The organism is Telluribacter roseus, from assembly GCF_017355915.2.
Taxonomy (GTDB): Bacteria; Bacteroidota; Bacteroidia; order Cytophagales; family Spirosomataceae; genus Telluribacter.
Map to the genome: position 1 here is coordinate 93837 of NZ_JAFEUV020000002.1, position 15247 is coordinate 109083.

A 15247-nucleotide genomic window follows, 5' to 3' on the forward strand; every position below is an offset into this window, starting at 1 on the left:
CCCTCATTTGCAAAAGTTGAAAGATCATGGCTAAGGTTTGTCAAATTACCGGAAAAAGAACACGTGTAGGTAACAACGTATCGCACGCTAATAATAAGACGAAGCGTAAGTTTTACCCTAACTTGCAGAAGAAGCGTTTTTTCATTCCTTCTACAGGGGAGTGGGTAACTCTGAAAGTATCTACATCGGCACTTCGCACTATCAACAAGAATGGTGTTGAGGCCGTAATTAAGAAAGCATACGAAAAAGGTACGCTTACTTTCTAAGATACCGGATATCGTATTCCGATACAACGAATTTGTTAACGTGTTGCTAAAGGCTTCTCCTGCTCGGTGAAGCCTTTTCGTTTTGCCCCTGCCCCTGATTCACATCTCCCTTTCCTCCGTTCGGCCCCCTTTTTAGTTGATTCATCATTTTTTTATACCAAACCATTCTTTGTGGGTGTTGTTTTGCCTTATATACTAATGGGAAAAATTCAATTTTATGAGGTGCTGTCTGCGTATATTCTTCTCTGCTTTTTTCTTCTTATGTGTAGCGGCGGCCGGTTATGCACAGGACAAGCCAACGATTAGCGGCTACGTCAAGGATGCTTCCAACGGTGAAGGTCTGATCGGGGTGTCGGTATATGTACGTGAAGCGGGTACCGGCCTGGTTACCAACCCCTACGGCTTTTATTCGCTCACGCTCCCCAGCGGCTCCTATACTTTGGTGTTTAGTTACATCGGGTACAATAAGGTAGAACGGACTGTTACGCTCTCCGCTGATCAGCGACTGGATGTAGAGATGACGGAAGAAAGTAAGCAGCTGCAGGAGGTAGTAGTATCGACCCGGAAGGAGGACGAAAACGTGCGAAGTATCGAGATGTCTGTAAACCGGGTGGAGATGAAAACCATCCGTCAGATGCCCGCCCTGTTGGGGGAGGTGGACCTGATTCGCAGTATTCAGCTACTACCCGGTGTGACTACCGTTGGCGAAGGGGCCTCAGGCTTTAATGTGCGAGGCGGAGATATTTCGCAAAACCTGGTTCTGCTCGATGAGGCTCCCGTTTATAACTCCTCCCACCTGTTCGGCTTCTTCTCGGTCTTCAATCCGGATGCGGTCAAAGATGTCAAGCTGATCAAAGGCGGGATACCTGCGCAATACGGAGGTCGTATCTCATCTATTCTGGATGTGCGGATGAAGGAGGGAAACTCCAAGAAACGCGAGATCAACGGTGGCATAGGTAGTATATTTTCTAGGCTTACCTACGAGCAGCCCTTCCTGGAGGGGCGTGGTTCGTTTATTGTGGCTGCGCGTCGCTCCTATATCGATGTACTGGCCAAGCCTTTCCTAAACAAAGATCTGCGGGGCTCGCGCTTCAACTACTACGATCTTACGGCCAAGGTCAACTACCGCATCAACGACAAGAATACCTTCTATGCCTCAGGGTACTTCGGACGCGATGTGTTCGGGGCCGACTTTGGCTTTAGCTGGGGCAATGGTACCGCCACCGCCCGCTGGAACCACATATTCTCGAACAAGCTGTTCATGAACCTGACCGGCTACTACAGCAACTACGACTACGCGCTGGAATCGAGCCGGGATGAAAACGACCCGGACCGGTTTACCTGGAACTCCAAGATCATCAGCAAGAGCATTAAACCTGACTTTACCTACTACTTGACGCCCAACAACCAGATTACCTTCGGAGGGCAGTACATCCACTACGATTCGCGTCCAGGGGCGGCGGTAGCCGTTTCGGCCGGTGAGCGGCGTGATATCAGCCTTGAGCCTCGCTACGGCGACGAGTCAGCCCTGTACATTGGCAATGAGCAGAAGGTATCCGAGCGGCTGTCGCTGCAGTATGGAATACGCTACTCCCTCTATCGCTACCTGGGGCCGGGACTGGTATATGACTACCAGGAAATCGTGAAAGGCGAGCGGAAGTTTCCGGTACTACCGGGTGAGCAGTTTGAGAAAGGTGAAGTTATACAGCAATTCGGCAACTGGGAGCCCCGTTTTGCGCTGAACATTGGACTATCATCTACGGCTTCGCTTAAGGCCAGCTATAACCGCACGGCCCAGTACCTGCACCTGCTCTCTAATACTGCCGCGAGCTCACCGCTGGACGTATGGACGCTAAGTACCCGCACCATCCGCCCCGAACTGGCCGACCAGGTGGCGCTGGGCTGGTTCCAGAACTTCCGCGACAATACCTTCGAGGCATCCGTAGAAGTATACTACAAAACCCTGCAAAACCAGATCGATTACGTACGTAACTCTGACCTGCTGCTCAACCGCTACGTGGAGGGGGATCTGCTCTTTGGCGAGGGACGGGCCTACGGAGCCGAGTTTTACGTCAAAAAGAACAAGGGCCGACTGACCGGCTGGCTCAGCTATACGCTGGCGCGTACAGAACGACTGGTAGAGGGAGTTAACAACGACGACTGGTTTCCGGCCCGCTTTGACAAGCCCCACAACTTTACCGCCGTAGGTATATTTGGGCTGAACGACCGCTGGACCCTCTCCTCAAACTTTACCTTTACGTCCGGCACGCCGGCTACCTTCCCGACCAACCGCTTCGTCTGGAATGGATGGGCGCTACCCTACAATACCTACAATGCCCGTAACAACAACCGTATTCCGTCCTACCACCGACTCGACCTGGCCGCCACGCTGAAAGCACGCCGGAAGCTGTTCGGCAGGGGCGAAGGCGAGTGGGTATTTTCGGTGTACAACGTGTACAACCGTCGCAATCCTTTCTCGGTGTATGTACGTCAGAAAGAAGATATGCCTCAAATTACGGAAGCGGTACGCTACTCGGTGATAGGTACCGTAGTACCTGCTGTGACCTATAACTTCAAGTTTTAAGCCTCTGTCTGAACTCTAACCCATGTCAACTCCTCTAACCATAGCAGTCATAGGTGCCACGGGCCGTACCGGCCTCTGGATTGTAAAGGAAGCACTGGCAGGAGGCCACCGGGTACGTGCCATCGTGCGTAACCCGGCAGGCTGGTCGCTCCGACACGAGAATCTAACAGTAGTTGAAGGATCACCGAATGACGAACAGGTACTGCGCAACGCGTTCATTGGCTGCGAAGCCGTACTAAGTGCATTGAATATATCCCGCACCAGTGAGTTCCCGTGGTCGCCGCTGCGATCGCCGTCAGATCTACTTTCATCTACCATGAAGAAGGTAGTCGCGTTATGTGAAGAGTTGCAGATACGACGGTTGCTGGTGATTACGGCCTGGGGAGTACATGAGACTAAAAAGGATCTGCCCGGCTGGTTCCGGTTCTTTATTGATAACAGCAAACTAAAAATAGCCTACAAAGACCACGAGCGGCAGGAGGAGGTTATCGACAAGTCGGGTCTTGACTGGACAATTATCCGCCCTGTTGGGTTGAGCAACTCCGAAAAAGATCAGGAGGTGAAAGTGGTACTGGATTCGGCTTCCAAGCCTAATCTGATGATCAGCCGCCGGGCGGTAGCGCAATTTATGCTGGAGTGCCTGACGGCGGGCCAATACGTAAAGCAGAAGCCGGTAATTTCTTCAAATTAGTAGTGATGAATAGCATGAAAAAGAGATATAGCCTTAATACCTATTTGTACCTGCTACTGCTCCTGGTGGTGAGCCCCTGGCTGGTCAGTTGTGAAGATGTAATAGATCTGAATGTAGAGGAAGGACCCGAGCTACTGGTAGTGGATGGGTGGATTACCAACCAGCCCGGCCCCCAGCGCATACGTCTGACTCTCTCATCCGGCTACTTTAATAATAGCGAGCCTCAACCCGCTCTGAACGCCGATGTGACCGTGACCGATGATCAGGGCAAGGTATATGTCTTTGAAGACACCAATAGCAACGGTGTGTACGAATGGACCCCTCAGAAGGCTGATTCTCTCAATACCTCCGATGCCCTGGGCCATATAGGCCGCAGCTATACCCTGCTAGTCAGGTATGCGGGCGAAGAATATACCGCTACCAGTGCCATCAAACGTGTACCGGTTATTGATTCGCTGGTATACCAGTTTGAGACATTGCCCTTCACTCCACCCAATGGACCCAAGGAAGGGTATATAGCCGAATTTTACGCCCGTGACTTTTCAGGGATAGGTGATACCTACTGGATCAAAGCCCTCCGAGGCGGTGGCCTGTATGCCAATGATCCCGAAAATATCACGCTGGCTTTTGACGCGGCTTTTTCGCCCGGCTCCGTATCAGACGGACTGGTGTTTATACAGCCACTCCGGCGCTCGATCAACGTCAATCAGCTCTTTTCGGCAGGCGATACCGTGGGGGTGGAGCTGCATAGTATTACGCCCGAAACCTACTACTTCCTGCAGCAGGTACGGCAGGAGTCGTCCAACGGAGGCATATTTGCTACGCCACCCGCTAATATCTTTACCAACATCCGTAACAGTAATCCCAACGGGCGGAAGGCGCTGGGGTACTTTGGTACATCGGCCATCAGCCGTGCCGAAACCATCATAGATCCGGCGAAAGCCCGACCGGATAGAGATTGAGTAGGTTAGTTAGTGAATGAGTGATTGAGAGAATGAGTGAGGGTTGTGTGGCAAAAGGACAAAATGGAATTTTGATTAATGTGGGGTACGCCGCAACGAATGCGGAATGCTAATAAATCACGGCTAAGTCTGAAATCAGATTATAATAGTACCTCAGCCCTGAACCTCTACTCTCTGCATTTGAAACTACTAAATTGATAATCCACAATAGCTGCGACGAACCGTCGAAATCCGACATTCACTCATTCACTCAATCACTAAATAATCAAAACTGGTACATCACCTGGGCCTTTATTTCGCTGCGGGTACTGCCCTGGATCTCGTTGAGGCCGGAGCTGATGACATCTACGTTGGAATAACGGGTCTGGGACCAGCGAAGCCACATCCGCAGCTGCTTACTGAGCGCGTACCGCGCCATGAGGTAGTGCCGGGTGCCCTGGTTGTAATAGGCAGGTAGCGAGAACGCATACAGTACATCCTTCTCATACACATACTGGCGGCTGTCGTAGCTGTCGGTGGAGAATACGGCCACGCGACCGCTCAGTTCGAGTTGTTGCCACCGCCAGGTCACGTCCTGAAGTACCGTAACCCCTCGTGAGCGCGAAGTGCCCTGGTAGGCAAAGTCCCCGCCCTGCACCCGCGTACGTACACTGTATTTCAAGGGTACTTCGTATTCAAAGTTAATCAGGGCCGTACGGCGAATGGTGGTAGCGAGCGGACGCATAGGCTCGTCGCTGCTTCCGGGCAGGTTGCGCTGCTTGTGCTCCTCGTGCAGGAGCGCGTACGTTCGCAGCCGGCGGTTGGGCATCCACTGCGCGTGCAGGAAGTAATCGTAGCCATCGGAAGGAGCATTGACCAGGTACCGGAGCCACGGAAAGCGGAAACGATCGTAGAATCCGCTGAACTGCCAGCGACGGCTGGGCGAGTACCGAAGCCCCCAGTAGGTACCTGTTTCGTTGATGGGGCGCGTCGCCTCCCCGAATGAATTGCCGTAGAAGGTATGGAAGTGGCGGTCGTAGTGGCGGAGCAGGAGCGTAAAATCCAGTGTCTTGCCCAGGGCTGCTATCAATCCTCCAATACCCCCTACACCTCCGCTTGAGGATCTTGCCCCTTCACCGAACAGATGAATATTCTGCCAGCGGTAGTCGCCGTGTACACCCACTACCAGATTTTCCTTTCCCCTGAATTCAAACTGGTTATAGGGGGCGTTCCGGCGCTGGAGGTCGGCTCCGAAAGTGGTATGTAGTGCGGTGATGCCCACCTGTCCCCGTTGAGTAGGGGAACGGTAGAGCGCGTGGAAGCCCAGGTTCTGCTCCGGGATAATCCCCTGCCGGGCCTGCTCGGCGGGTGTACGGTGGAGCCCAGCGGTCTGGAGGGAGGAGACCAGTAGCTGCCCGGGAGCGGCATCGGCCGTGTTGAGGCTGGCGTCCCGGCGCACACCGGAGTAGAAGGTAGTAATGTCAACAGTGGGCGTGAGGGCGTAGGTAGCAGCCACACCCCGGAAAAAGCCCGCTTCCAGCACCGAGGTATAGGGACGGAGCCCGAGGGTACTGCGGTAGGTAGTTCGGATTACTTCCGCGCCCTTTCCCAGCGAGAATCCTGCCGCCATCACCATACCCTGCCCCGCCTGCATCTGAAAGTCACCTACTATGAGGTTCCTGAGTCGCCCTCGGTTCATGATCTGGGCGTGAAAAGAAGTAAAGTCAGGACCAAAGATGTGGCGGTCGGGCTGCCAGCGAACTACCTCACCGGCGTCTTTCTCCATGGTAAAGCCAAGGCTATAAGCACCCGTACGGGCATAGCGGTAGCGGGCGTACCATTGCATAGGACCGCCCACGTAGCGGGTCAGGGAGCGCGAGGTAGTATCAACAGGAGCAAAGCCGCGCTGGGTCTCCAGGAGCCGCTCCGTCCGCAGCATCAGGAAGTGCTGCGTAGGGTTGCGCAGGCTTTGGGACAGAGGTAGAGCCGTTTCCTGGACAATGACGAATGGCAGCAGACGTCGGATGGTAACCAGGTCAAAGCCCGGTATGGCCTGCAGCTCATACAGAGACAGGAGAGGGCCCAGCCTGGCGCGGTAGTCAAGGAAGGCGTTCAACTGTTCCTGCGAGAGCAGGTAGGTAGCCGCCAGTTCATCGCGGGTGACGGTGTTGAGATTACGCGGGTTGGTATACAGCTGGAAAAGAGCTTCGAACAGGTCTTCGTAGTTGGCCTCTTCGGTCGGGACAGGAAAAAGCTCCTGTATAAAAGCATTGATATCGATTTCGGGACGGGGCGGCTCCTGAGCATAGGCACGACCCGCTATCAAAACAACGAGCCATACTGTCTGGCGTAGGGAATAAACTATCGCAGACGGTATGGCTCTTTTTCTATCCATAGCTATTCAGCCAGCGTTCAAAAAGCCTTCAGACTTAGGTCCAGGCTCTTGATCTGGTGCGTAAGGGCACCGCTCGATATTCCATCGACCCCCGTTTCGGCTACGGCCCGTAAGGTCGTTTCTTTGATATTGCCCGAGGCTTCGGTCTCGAACCGCCCGCCGATGCGGCGCACCGCTTCGCGCATGTCGTCCAGCGAGAAGTTGTCCAGCATGACTATATCAACGCCACCTATTCGCAGTATTTGGTCTACTTCATCCAGGTTACGCGCTTCAATCTCTATTTTCAGACTTCGGCCGGTCTGCTGTAAGTAAGTACGGGCATTGGTGATAGCGGCTTCGATACCTCCGGCGTAGTCGACGTGGTTATCTTTAATCATGATCATGTCGTACAGGCCCATACGGTGATTGACAGCCCCTCCTATACGCGTTGCCATCTTTTCAAAAGCTCTAAAGTTAGGTGTGGTCTTCCGGGTATCCAGCAGCTTCACCGGCAGATCAGCGATCAGGTCTACCATGTGTCGGGTGTAAGTAGCTATGCCACTCATGCGCTGCATAATGTTGAGTACCAGCCGCTCGGCCTGTAGTATCGAACGCGCACTGCCTTCTACGGTCAGTACTACGTCTCCTACTTTGATGGAGGCACCATCCTGCAGGTGTACATCTATCTGAAGATTAGCATCTACTTCTTTAAAAATAGTCAGCGCCACTTCTACTCCCGCCAGTATACCATCCTGCTTTACCAGCAGGCGAGCCTGCTTGGAGGCATCGGCAGGTACACACGACAACGAACTATGGTCACCGTCTCCGATGTCTTCCAGCAGCGCCAGTTTGATAAGATCTTGTAAATTATGAGGATTTGTTTCCATATCGCCGAAAATACTGTCTACTAATGAAACGACCAAACCCCTATTTTCGTTAGAGGGTACATAGAAGGTGCTCATTTGTAGAAGATAACAATATAATCTATACTACGGTGGATTTAGATTGTTTCAATATTTTCTTCTTTTAGTACCACTATTATCTGCTAAATATTTGGTTATCTGATTTTTTGGAATGAACTTTGCGCCCTCGATCGTAAACCTACTGCCTGACAGTGCCTAAGAAGCAAGGACATATCACCCAATTGATGAGCTGGCTGTTAGCCACAATACTGCTTATGGTAGCAGTGGGAGGTAAGTCATGTTCAGTACCGCAGGAGGGAAAGCACAAGGTAGCCCTGGAACACAGTGCTACCGCTGCGGATGAGAGTCGTCCTGACGCGGCCAAGGTAAGCGAACTGTCGCTGGATGCGGTAGTGATACCGGCGGCCTCTTTTGATTTTGCGCAAGCGGTTTACTTACTTCCCCCGCCTACCTGGCGTTTTGTGGAAGTAGCTACGTCTATACCGGCTTCTTTCAGTGAGCCGTTTCATCTATTCTCCTATTTTCGAAAGGTCTTTGGGCATCATATTGCCATCAATGCCCCCTAGACCCACAGCTCCTGCGGTTTCCCTTCGTGGAATTTTACTTGTATTGATACCTGCTCTGTACCCTTGTCTGTAGCGACTGGTGGAAGGAGACGGGAGTATCACTTCTATTCTTTCAGTGTAATTTCATTTAATCTATCTGTATAATTAACAATGCGTAACAAAACCGGAATAATCGGATTGACGATAGTAGTGGCTTTGATTTGCCTTTACTACCTGTCATTTACCTTTGTCGCTCGTAACTACAAGCAGAACGCGGAAGCGTATGCTACCGATGCGCAGGGTAAAGTAGATTTTACTAAGAAACAGCGGTACATCGACTCGCTATGGCGGGAGGAAGTGTACCTGGGACACACGCTTCAGGAAGTAATGGAGCGCGAACTGGGCCTGGGGCTTGACCTGCAGGGAGGTATGCACGTGGTACTCGAAGTATCCCCTACGGATATCGTAAGAGGACTGGCTGGTGGTAATGCCCGTAGTGCTCAGTTCCAGCAGGCTCTCAAGAAAGCTGAAGAAGCTCAAAAGACCAGCCAGAGCAGCTATGTAGACCTGTTTGTGGATGCGTATAAGGAGGTAGCTCCTAATTCCCGTCTGGCGAGTGTATTCGCCAACAGCGCCAACCGCAGTAAGATCAACAGCAACTCATCAGATGCCGAAGTAATCAATATGCTCAATACCGAAGTAGAGGGAGCTATTGGCCGTGCATTTGAAATCATTCAGGCTCGTGTGGATAAATTCGGGGTAGCTAACCCTAACCTGCAGCGTCTGCCTGGTACCAACCGTATCCTGGTAGAGCTACCAGGCGTTGACAACCCTGAGCGTGTTCGTCGTCTGCTTTCGGGAGCTGCCAAGCTGGAGTTTGCCGAAGTATATACTATTCAGGAGATAGCTCCTGCTATCGATCAGCTGGCCGTGTACCTGGCACGTGAAGATGCTGCTAACAAAGTATCTCCTAGCAAAGCAACAACATCTGCTGCCGATACTACCAGGTCGGCTACCGGAAGCAGCCTTGAGGCACAGCTGGCTCAGAAGAGTGACACTGCTCAGGCCGATACCTCTGCTCTGGCCAGCCAGACTGCCGCTCTGACCAACCTGTTCGTACCCCTTCCACAGGGACTGGGTGTGTACCTGAAAGACACCGCCCGTGCTAGTGAGATTCTTAACCGCCCTGAGGTACGTTCTATGTTCCCTAATGATATCGTATTTGCGTGGGAGCGTAAAGGAATGCAGGCTACTAACGGCCAGGAAATCCTGCCTCTGTACTTTGTGAAGAAGTCTAACGGGAAGGCTCCCATGGAAGGTGATGTAATCGTAGACGCTACCAGCGACTATGACGACCGTGGCCGTCCTGAAGTAACTATGCGTATGAACGGTGAAGGTGCCCGTAAATGGCGTACCCTTACTGCCAATAACATCGGTCGTCCGGTAGCTATCCTGCTTGACAACCTGGTATACACTGCTCCTACTGTACAGGGTGAAATCCCTAACGGTAACTCGAGCATTACGGGTAGCTTTACCGTAGAAGAGACCAAGGACATGGCCAACGTACTGAAAGCCGGTAAGCTGCCTGCTCCTACCCATATCGTAGAAGAAGCCGTAGTAGGTTCTACGTTGGGATCAGAAGCGGTTACGGCCGGGGTACTTTCTTCGCTGGTAGGTCTGCTGGTAGTACTGGTATTCATGGTGGTTTACTACAGCCGTGCCGGTTGGATCGCTGATATCGCTCTGTTCGTCAACCTGTTCTTCCTGTTGGGAGTAATGGCCTCAATGGGTGCCGTACTTACTCTGTCAGGTATCGCGGGTATTGTACTGACCATTGGTATGGCGGTGGATGCCAACGTACTTATCTATGAAGGTATCAAAGCAGAGATGGAAGCCGGCAAGCCGTTTGCTCAAGCGGTTACGGATGGTTTTAAAGGATCTCTTTCAGCTATCATTGACTCCAACGTTACTACCCTGCTTACAGGTGTGATCCTGTTCGTATTTGGTACAGGTCTGGTACTTGGCTTTGCGACTACGCTGGTGATTGGTTTGATTACCTCTCTGTTTGCGGCTATCTTCATTACCCGCCTGCTGCTTGAGTACCAGGTGAAAAAAGGCAAGACCTTCGCATTTACTTCGCCTCTGACCAAGAACTGGTTTAAGGATACCAAGTTTGACTTTGTGTCGCAGCGTCGTAAGTTCTACATTATATCTTCGGCTATTATAGCGATTGGTATTGCTTCGTTCATTTTCAAAGGCTTTGGTCTGGGTATTGACTTCAAAGGTGGTCGCTCCTACGTGGTACGTTTTGATCAGAATGTAAGTACTGACGCTGTACGTCAAAGCATGGCTGCTACACTGGGTGAAGCACCGGAAGTAAAAACATTCGGTGGATTTAACCAGGTTAAGATTACTACTGACTACCTGATCGAGCAGACAACTCCCGAAGCGGATGATCAGGCAAAAGCTAAGATAGTAGCAGGTATCGCAGGAGTACAGGGTAATAAAGGAGAAATCGTGAGCTCGGCCAAAGTAGGGCCTACCATCGCATACGATACCATGATATCAGCTATCTGGGCTGTATTACTGGCCGTAGCCGTTAACTTTGGTTATATCTTCCTGCGCTTCCGCCGACTGGCGTTTAGCTACGGAGCCGTAGCGGCCCTTGCACATGACGTAATTGTCCTGTTGGCGATATTCTCGCTGTTCAACGGTCTGCTGCCTTTCTCGCTGGATATCGACCAGGCGTTCATTGGTTCGGTTCTGACGATCATGGGTTACTCGATGAACGATACCGTGGTAATCTTTGACCGTATCCGTGACTACCTCAATGACAAAGGTGGTAAGCGTGAGAGCATCCCGACGATCATCAACAACGCGTTGAACAGTACCCTGAGCCGTACGGCCGTAACGGGTATCTCTACAATGCTCGTGTTGGTAGTGCTCCTGATCTTTGGTGGTGAAGTAATCCGCGGATTTACCTTCTCTATGCTGATCGGGGTTATCGTAGGTACGTATTCTTCACTGTTCATTGCAGCGCCTATCGTGGTAGATACCCTGCAGCGTGAGCAACTACGAGAAGCTTCCGCTGCACCAGCGGTAGTACCTGTCGAGCCAGCGCCGGCTGCTAAAAAAACAAAGACCGCTAAGGCTTAATCCATTATAGTTTGAAAAAGGGAAAAGTATGTGCTTTTCCCTTTTTCTATTTTTACCAATCCTGTATTGACAAATTTTACGTTAGTTTTAAGGTTCATTGACACTAAAAATTAAGTACCTCTCTTCTTTTTACTATGGCAAATCAACTTTGGATAAGAAAACCTCTGGCGAGACTACAGGAGGAATCATCCGATGAAGGGAATCAACTGAAACGCTCGCTTGGGGCATCCAGTCTGGTTGCACTTGGGATCGGCGCTATTATTGGAGCCGGTCTTTTTTCACTCACAGGTATTGCGGCCGCTGAACACGCGGGACCGGCCGTAACTATTTCCTTTATACTGGCGGCTGTTGGTTGTGCTTTTGCCGGGCTCTGCTACGCCGAATTTGCTTCCATGATCCCCATCGCCGGAAGCGCCTATACCTATTCTTATACTACCATGGGCGAGTTCGTAGCCTGGATCATCGGCTGGGACCTGGTACTTGAGTACGCCCTGGGCGCAGCTACAGTAGCCGTGAGCTGGTCGAGGTACCTGCTGGAGTTTCTGAACGGCTTTGGAATACAGCTACCGGTTGAGCTGGTATGTTCGCCATTAGAAACAGTAAAGTTGAGTGATGGTACCATCATTGAGGGAGGGATGATCAACCTGCCCGCTATCCTGATCGTATGGTTGCTGTCATTGCTGCTCATCAGAGGTACCCAAGGTTCTGCCTTTATGAATAACCTGCTGGTGGTGGTAAAAGTAGCCGTAGTACTTATATTTATAGCACTAGGCTGGAGCCACATTGATCCTGCTAACTATACGCCTTATATACCGGCTAATACCGGTGAATACGAGCACTTCGGTTGGTCGGGTATTGCTACCGGAGCCGCGGTGGTATTCTTTGCTTTTATTGGATTTGATGCGGTGTCTACAGCGGCTCAGGAGGCTAAAAATCCTCAACGCGATATGCCTATTGGTATCCTGGGGTCACTGGCCGTTTGTACCATACTGTACGTGTTGTTTGCGCACGTAATGACGGGTCTTGTTAACTACAAGCTGTTTGCGAACGATGCCAAGCCAGCAGCCACGGCTTTTGCCCAAACGGGCTATGACTTCCTGCAGAATGGTCTAATTGTGGCTATTCTGGCGGGATATACTTCCGTAATGCTGGTGATGCTACTGGGACAGAGCCGGGTATTCTATACTATGAGCAAGGATGGATTACTTCCGAAGTTCTTCAGCGAAGTACACCACAAGTTCAGCACTCCCTGGAAAACCAACATCTTCTTCATGCTGTTCGTAAGTGTGTTTGCAGGATTTGTACCCGTAAGCGATCTGGGACATATGGTAAGTATAGGTACCTTGTTTGCCTTCTGCCTGGTGTGCGCGGGTGTATGGATGCTGCGCCGTAAGATGCCTGATGCGCCCCGTTCGTTCAAAGCGCCTCTGGTGCCTTTTGTGCCTCTAATGGGTATTATTGTCTGTTTATACCTGATGTACTCTCTTCCGATAGAAAGCTGGTACCGTCTGGCGATCTGGCTGGGACTTGGTCTGGCCATTTACTTTGGCTACGGTAAGAAGAACAGCATTTTGGGGAAAGAATATAAAAACAGCTGATAAAGTACTTTCCTTCACATACTAAAAAGCCCGTAAGTGGAAACGCTTACGGGCTTTTTATTGCTTCTGATTAAAATTTTATATTAGTTTATGCCTTTATGAGCCAAATATTATTCTACGATTCTACCCTACTACTATTCCACTTTTAGATCCTTTATGAGAAAAAAGCCTCTACTGTTGACTCTTACTGGCTGCCTGGGCAGCATCACTCCTCTCTTCGCACAAGCCTCTGAAGGCCTTGACAAAAAAATTAACAATGTAGTACAGCCCGCCACTGACTTTGTAAGTAGTATAGTCTTTTATCCGATACAGTTAGGGGATACAGCGGCTACCAACATGCCACTGGTGATTATCTTCCTGCTGCTGTCGGCTATCCTGTTCACGGTGTATTTCAAATTCATCAATGTCCGTGGGCTGCGTACTTCCATCGAAACGGTGCAGGGTAAGTACAGTGACTCGAGTAATGCTGCTGGAGAGGTCTCCCACTTCCAGGCTCTGACCGCCGCGGTGTCTGGTACCGTAGGGCTGGGTAATATTGCCGGCGTAGCCATCGCCATATCACTGGGTGGACCGGGAGCTACCTTCTGGATGATTCTGGCCGGTTTTCTGGGAATGTCTTCCAAGTTTGTGGAATGTACCCTGGGGGTAAAGTACCGTGAAATAGGTCCAGACGGGAAAGTATATGGTGGCCCTATGTACTACCTGACTAAGGGGCTAAAGGAGCGGGGACAGGAAAAGCTGGGTAAAGTACTGGCCGTGTTTTTTGCAATCATGTGCGTGGGTGGGTCGTTTGGCGGAGGCAACATGTTCCAGGCCAACCAGGCCGCCAGCCAGTTTTTGAGTATGGTGGGTAGTACATCCACTTCGGCAGGTACCGTATTTGGGGTACTAATGGCGGCAATGGTGGCACTGGTGATCATCGGGGGTATTAAACGCATTGGCTCCATCACCGAGAAGATCGTACCTTTTATGTGCGGGATTTATATTCTGGCGGGGCTGGTGGTAATCGGGGTGAATATTGCCAATCTACCTGCAACGATCAGTATGATATTCACTCAGGCTTTTAGTCCGGTGGCGGTGTCGGGGGGCCTGGTGGGAGTACTGGTGCAGGGATTCCGGAGAGCTGCCTTCTCCAATGAGGCAGGGGTAGGCTCAGCGGCCATTGCACACTCGGCTGTTAAGACGGACTATGCGGCCAGTGAAGGTCTGGTAGCGCTGCTGGAGCCCTTTATTGATACAGTTATCATCTGTACCATGACCGCCCTGGTAGTAATCATTACCGGCGACTACGACAACGCGGGCAATATGGGTGGAGTAGAAATGACCTCTGAGTCTTTTGCCACGGTACTTCCCTGGTTTCCGTATGTACTTACATTCACTGTAGTACTCTTTGCTTTCTCCACCATGATATCCTGGTCTTACTACGGTCTGCAGGCCTGGCTCTTCCTGTTTGGTAGAAGTCGTTTCAACGATATTCTCTACAAGGTTATCTTCTGCTTATTCGTGATCGTTGGCGCGGCAGCCAGCTTAAGTGCCGTTACTGACTTCTCGGATGCCATGATCTTTGCTATGTCCGTTCCAAACCTGATCGGTTTGTTCTTCCTGCTGCCGGTTGTAAAGGCCGAAGTCACCAGATACATGGCCTTCATCAAAGGGTGGCCCCAGAAGAAGTAGCCGTATTATTTTTTGGTACGGGGTCTGGGCATTTCGTCAATGCCCAGGGTAGTCAGGTGTGGGTTAATAATTCGCTTGGAAATAGTGAGCTGAAAGTACCGCACGCCCTCGGCACTGAAGGTCTGGGAATATACATTGCGTAGCTTCAGGTCGCGGTATACGGAGGAGTAACTCACCAGAGCAGGCCAACCTTGAGCTCCAAGTACGATACGTATGGTATCTATGGCCCGCTTAAGGTTAGAGAAGTAGGTATAGGTAGGCTCAGTGGAGTGGAAAGGATTAGCCAGAATGGTAGTTTCTACTTTTACTTCATATATGGGTTGCTGACGTGCTGCCATGTGGTACTAGTGATTTGAACTTTATGACGAAATTCTAGGCTGATTCCGTAATAGCCTCTTTTTCTGATAAGTTATGTATTTAATTTGAAAAACTACGTTACTATTTTTCTGCGGCGCAACTTTTTGTGCAGGTGCCGCGTTTTATAGATGTTACGAT

11 protein-coding genes are annotated in these 15247 nt (G+C 51.0%); 8 read left to right on the forward strand and 3 right to left on the reverse strand.

What is annotated here, in order from left to right:
* The first annotated feature begins 26 nt into the window (after positions 1–26).
* The 4 genes from rpmB (at position 27) to JTN23_RS03605 (ending at position 4503) form a co-directional block, all read left to right on the forward strand.
* The gene (gene rpmB / locus JTN23_RS03590; protein ID WP_207503995.1) at positions 27–266 is read left to right on the forward strand and encodes a 50S ribosomal protein L28; all 240 of its coding nucleotides are present in this window, start codon (positions 27–29) and stop codon (positions 264–266) included.
* A 217-nt stretch (positions 267–483) separates the two neighbouring features.
* A complete protein-coding gene (locus JTN23_RS03595; RefSeq protein WP_247232457.1) occupies positions 484–2850 on the forward strand; it encodes a TonB-dependent receptor in 2367 nt (788 codons plus the stop codon).
* A gap of 22 nt (positions 2851–2872) precedes the next feature.
* Positions 2873–3541, forward strand: a complete 669-nt coding sequence (locus tag JTN23_RS03600; protein ID WP_247232459.1) for an NAD(P)-dependent oxidoreductase — start codon at positions 2873–2875, stop codon at positions 3539–3541.
* 14 nt (positions 3542–3555) lie between these two features.
* Complete coding sequence (locus JTN23_RS03605) at positions 3556–4503, forward strand: DUF4249 domain-containing protein (RefSeq protein WP_247232460.1); 948 nt, start codon at positions 3556–3558, stop codon at positions 4501–4503.
* A gap of 265 nt (positions 4504–4768) precedes the next feature.
* On the opposite strand, the gene JTN23_RS03610 is transcribed toward JTN23_RS03605, so the two are convergent.
* Both JTN23_RS03610 and nadC read right to left on the reverse strand, forming a co-directional pair.
* Positions 4769–6877, reverse strand: coding sequence for a ComEA family DNA-binding protein (locus JTN23_RS03610; protein ID WP_247232461.1), 2109 nt, complete (start codon positions 6875–6877; stop codon positions 4769–4771).
* Between the two features lie 17 nt (positions 6878–6894).
* Positions 6895–7743 carry a carboxylating nicotinate-nucleotide diphosphorylase gene (gene nadC / locus JTN23_RS03615; RefSeq protein ID WP_247232462.1) on the reverse strand — a complete coding sequence of 283 codons (849 nt, stop codon included), beginning with the start codon at positions 7741–7743 and terminating at the stop codon, positions 6895–6897.
* Positions 7744–8003: 260 nt separating this feature from the next.
* Between nadC and JTN23_RS03620 the strand changes: the two genes are divergently transcribed.
* The 4 genes from JTN23_RS03620 (at position 8004) to JTN23_RS03635 (ending at position 14752) form a co-directional block, all read left to right on the forward strand.
* The gene (locus tag JTN23_RS03620; RefSeq protein WP_247232463.1) at positions 8004–8345 is read left to right on the forward strand and encodes a hypothetical protein; all 342 of its coding nucleotides are present in this window, start codon (positions 8004–8006) and stop codon (positions 8343–8345) included.
* Positions 8346–8495: 150 nt separating this feature from the next.
* The gene (gene secDF, locus JTN23_RS03625; RefSeq protein ID WP_247232464.1) at positions 8496–11480 is read left to right on the forward strand and encodes a protein translocase subunit SecDF; all 2985 of its coding nucleotides are present in this window, start codon (positions 8496–8498) and stop codon (positions 11478–11480) included.
* 134 nt (positions 11481–11614) lie between these two features.
* Positions 11615–13078 (forward strand): amino acid permease, encoded by a 1464-nt coding sequence (locus JTN23_RS03630; protein WP_247232465.1) that lies wholly within the window; start codon positions 11615–11617, stop codon positions 13076–13078.
* Positions 13079–13234: 156 nt separating this feature from the next.
* Positions 13235–14752: an alanine/glycine:cation symporter family protein gene (locus JTN23_RS03635; protein ID WP_247232467.1), complete on the forward strand. Its 1518-nt coding sequence runs from the start codon at positions 13235–13237 to the stop codon at positions 14750–14752.
* 5 nt (positions 14753–14757) lie between these two features.
* Here the strand turns inward: JTN23_RS03635 and JTN23_RS03640 are convergent, their stop codons facing one another.
* Entirely contained in the window at positions 14758–15090 is a 333-nt protein-coding gene (locus tag JTN23_RS03640; protein WP_247232469.1) for a hypothetical protein, read from the reverse strand.
* Positions 15091–15247 lie beyond the last annotated feature (157 nt).

What these genes read in the sequence shown, in the direction of transcription:
- rpmB (WP_207503995.1), top strand. Translation starts at nt 27, where the DNA reads ATGGCTAAGGTTTGTCAAATTACCGGAAAAAGAACACGTGTAGGTAAC.
- JTN23_RS03595 (WP_247232457.1), top strand. Translation starts at nt 484, where the DNA reads ATGAGGTGCTGTCTGCGTATATTCTTCTCTGCTTTTTTCTTCTTATGT.
- JTN23_RS03600 (WP_247232459.1), top strand. Translation starts at nt 2,873, where the DNA reads ATGTCAACTCCTCTAACCATAGCAGTCATAGGTGCCACGGGCCGTACC.
- JTN23_RS03605 (WP_247232460.1), top strand. Translation starts at nt 3,556, where the DNA reads ATGAAAAAGAGATATAGCCTTAATACCTATTTGTACCTGCTACTGCTC.
- JTN23_RS03610 (WP_247232461.1), bottom strand. Translation starts at nt 6,877, where the DNA reads ATGGATAGAAAAAGAGCCATACCGTCTGCGATAGTTTATTCCCTACGC.
- nadC (WP_247232462.1), bottom strand. Translation starts at nt 7,743, where the DNA reads ATGGAAACAAATCCTCATAATTTACAAGATCTTATCAAACTGGCGCTG.
- JTN23_RS03620 (WP_247232463.1), top strand. Translation starts at nt 8,004, where the DNA reads ATGAGCTGGCTGTTAGCCACAATACTGCTTATGGTAGCAGTGGGAGGT.
- secDF (WP_247232464.1), top strand. Translation starts at nt 8,496, where the DNA reads ATGCGTAACAAAACCGGAATAATCGGATTGACGATAGTAGTGGCTTTG.
- JTN23_RS03630 (WP_247232465.1), top strand. Translation starts at nt 11,615, where the DNA reads ATGGCAAATCAACTTTGGATAAGAAAACCTCTGGCGAGACTACAGGAG.
- JTN23_RS03635 (WP_247232467.1), top strand. Translation starts at nt 13,235, where the DNA reads ATGAGAAAAAAGCCTCTACTGTTGACTCTTACTGGCTGCCTGGGCAGC.
- JTN23_RS03640 (WP_247232469.1), bottom strand. Translation starts at nt 15,090, where the DNA reads ATGGCAGCACGTCAGCAACCCATATATGAAGTAAAAGTAGAAACTACC.